A 538-nucleotide genomic window follows, 5' to 3' on the forward strand; every position below is an offset into this window, starting at 1 on the left:
GCCATTGGATACCGTCAGGTCGGCGTTGCTGAAGCCGGTCACCGCCTCGCTGAAGGTGAACGTCACCAGAGAGCTTGAGCCGGCGTTCAACGCCGGATTCGCCATCACGATGCTCGCGGTCGGGCGCACGCTGTCGACGTCATAGGCGTTCGAGGCGGTGGTGCCGGAACCGCTGTTGCCGGCGACGTCGGCCACCGTAGTGTTGTCCAGGACGATGTGATTGTTGCTTTGGGTAATCCCCGCCGCCGGCGTCAGGGTCGCGGTCCAGGTGATGTTGTCGCTGGTGCTCAGGCCGCTCAGGGTACCGTTGTCGGTCGTCAGGTCGGCCAGGGTGAAACCGGTCACCGCCTCGCTGAAGGTGATGGTCACCAGGGAGGTGCCGCCGATGCCCAGGTGGTCGGTCGCGACCACGACGGTGGCGGTCGGGCGCTGGGTGTCGATGACGTAGGTGTTCGAGTCGGTGGTGCCGGTGCCGGCATTGCCCGAGCTGGCCCCGTGGACCCCGGTGTTGTCCAGGGTGATGTGGCTGGCGGCGCTG

Annotated in this window: 1 protein-coding gene; it reads right to left on the reverse strand. The window is 66.7% G+C overall.

The genetic code is table 11. The features are described from left to right. On the reverse strand, window positions 1-538 hold a 538-nt coding region (locus tag UCMB321_RS31135), incomplete at both ends, for an Ig-like domain-containing protein (RefSeq protein WP_040072027.1).

The organism is Pseudomonas batumici (genome assembly GCF_000820515.1).
Taxonomy (GTDB): domain Bacteria; phylum Pseudomonadota; class Gammaproteobacteria; order Pseudomonadales; family Pseudomonadaceae; genus Aquipseudomonas; species Aquipseudomonas batumici.